This window comes from Victivallis sp. (assembly GCF_048170485.1).
GTDB lineage: Bacteria > Verrucomicrobiota > Lentisphaeria > Victivallales > Victivallaceae > Victivallis.
Window position 1 is genome coordinate 1 of record NZ_DBEXAY010000273.1, and the last position, 2,514, is coordinate 2,514.

2 protein-coding genes are annotated in these 2,514 nt (G+C 57.9%); both read left to right on the forward strand.

All coding sequences use genetic code 11. The annotated features are described in order from the left end of the window. On the forward strand, nt 1-1,803 hold a 1,803-nt coding region (locus tag ACMLHG_RS14135), incomplete at its 5' end, for a beta-L-arabinofuranosidase domain-containing protein (RefSeq protein ID WP_417170906.1). A gap of 81 nt (nt 1,804-1,884) precedes the next feature. Continuing rightward, complete coding sequence (locus ACMLHG_RS14140) at nt 1,885-2,424, forward strand: prepilin-type N-terminal cleavage/methylation domain-containing protein (RefSeq protein ID WP_417170907.1); 540 nt, start codon at nt 1,885-1,887, stop codon at nt 2,422-2,424. Nucleotides 2,425-2,514 lie beyond the last annotated feature (90 nt).

Consider the following 2,514-nt stretch of genomic DNA (forward strand, 5'->3'; position numbering starts at 1 on the left):
GTCGGTGCGCAGATGGACCGGTTTCTGGACCGCCGCCTCCGTTCGGAAGAGGGGCGCCTGGCCTATCAGGAGGCGGAGGACGCTTTCCGCAACAAGCTCGACGACGCCTCCGGAGTTCACGGCATCTGGCAGGGGGAGTTCTGGGGCAAGTGGATCATCGGAGCGGTGCGCACCGCGGAGTATTACGGCGACGATGAACTGCGCGAATTTATCCGACGGGGCGTGCACCGGCTGCTCGTGTTGCAGGAGCCTTCCGGCTACCTCGGCACCTACCGCGACCCGATGAACGTCTTCGCCGCCGACCCGGCCCGGACCGAACCGGTGCTCGGCTGGCCCTGCAACTGGAACTGGAACATCTGGTGCCGCAAATGCACGCTCTGGGGATTGCTCGAGGCGTGGCGACTGCTGGGGGACCCGGAGATTCTCGCCGGAGCCGAACGGCTGGCCGCGCACCTCATCCACTCTCTGCGGGAACACCACATCCGGCTCGGGTCCACCGGAACCTTTGCCGGAATTCCGAGCGGTTCGATTTTGAAGCCGATGGTGTTGCTTTACCGCGCCACCGGAAACGGGGAGTTCCTCGACTTCGCGAAGGAGATCGCCGCCGACTGGAAGCGCCCCGACAATCTCGCGCCGAATCTGATCGCCAACGCCCTCTCCGGCCGCCCGGTGCACGAGTGGTATCCGGAGCCGAAGGAGTGGGCGAAGGTGTACGAGATGCTCTCCTGCTTCGATGGATTGATCGAACTCTACCGGGAGACCGGGGACCGGGAACTGCTCGCCGCGGCGGAGGCGTTTCACACGTTGCTGCACCGGGGGGAGTACAATCTGCTCTTCAGTGTCGGCTTCAACGACATCTTCCGCCACGCGGGGGCGCAGCTCAACGCGATCTCGGAGCCGTGCGACGTGCTCCACTGGATGCGGCTCTGCTATGAGCTCTTCGTCGAGACTGGAAAGAAGCGCTATCTGGATGACTTCGAGCTGGCGTTTCTCAACCCCTTCCTCGCCGCTGCCTGCCGGGATGGAGGCTGGGGGGCGCGCGGCGTCCGCAGCCACGGGCGGCATATGATCGTCTTCGAACAGTCGGGGATGAAACGCAACCACTGCTGTGTGAACAATATACCGCGCGGCTTTCTGAACGCGGTCCAGGCGGCGGTGACGCTGCATGGTGACGCGGTTTCGGTCAATCTCTACGTCGAGGCGGAGGGGCGGTTCCCGCTTCCGGGCGGCGGAGAGCTTTCGTTTGCGCTCTCCGGCGATTACGCGGGGCTGGGGGAAGCGGTTCTGGCGCTGGAACTTTCCGGGGCGGCCGAGGTGTCGCTTCGGCTGCGGATTCCCGGCTGGGCGACCTCGGCAAAGATCGAGTGCGGCGGGGTCCGGCGCGAAGTATCGGGCGAGTGGATCGAAGAGAAGATTCCGGCGGGACGCTCCGAAATCCGACTTCGGTTCGGCCGGAAATTGGAGATCCGCCGCCACCTGCCGCCGGCGGAGACGGACGAGTGGTATGAAATGCGCTGGAGCGAACCGGCGATGAAAGGAATGTTCCGCACCGAACCGGGCAGTACGCTGGTGTACGGGCCGCTGCTGCTGGCGCGGAGCAAGTTCATCGGCAATACGGAAGCGGAGATGTTCGGTCCGGCGCTGGAGCCAGGTTTCGACTGCCGGCTGCGGCGGATTGCCTCGGAGGAGGCGCACTGTGTGTTCGAGGCGGACTTCGGCTCCTTCACCACCCGGGTGTGCGACTACGCGTCCGCCGGGAATGCGATTCTCGACGACGTCCATTTTTTCAGCGTCTATTTCTGAACGAAACCAAAAGGAGGTTGATTGAAAATTCAAATCACAATTCCAATCGTGATGAGGAGACCATTCATACCAGGAGGCAATATGAAAAACTACAGTTCCACACGGAAGGGGCGGCTTGTTTCATGGCTGACGCTCGAAAAGAAACAGCAGCAGAGCCGTACATACGCTACCTCCATATTTTTTACTTTAATTGAATTGCTTGTTGTTATTGCTATCATCGCAATTCTGGCGGCGATGCTTTTGCCTGCGTTAGGGAAAGCCCGCAGTCGGGGCCGATCGATTGACTGCCTGAACAATATACGACAGCTTAGTGCGGTGATGACGCTCTATGCTACTGACAATCACGGTTATGTTTCCCCTCCCACACATAATTCCGGCGCTCCCTGGTATTTCTGGGGACAGAAGCTGATTGATGCTAAATATATCACTATAAAGCAATTAACTTGTCAAGAACAGCATAGCTATATAAATAAAGACTGTTATTACTCGCATTATGGACTGAATTATTGGCTATTCATTGTGGTGGAAGGAGGTTCTAACATTTCCCGAAAAGGATTAAAATTAGAAATGATTAAGAACTTATCAACTAATAATATCATAACGGAGGATAAATTGCCATAATTTTATTCATCGTTATCATCATAGCTGCCAAGTACAGCAAGGCATTGTATGCGCAGGCGGTTTTTTCGTATCTGACATGAATTTTTCTGA

Coding starts and splice junctions, on each gene's coding strand:
- ACMLHG_RS14140 (WP_417170907.1), top strand. CDS start 1,885: ATGAAAAACTACAGTTCCACACGGAAGGGGCGGCTTGTTTCATGGCTG.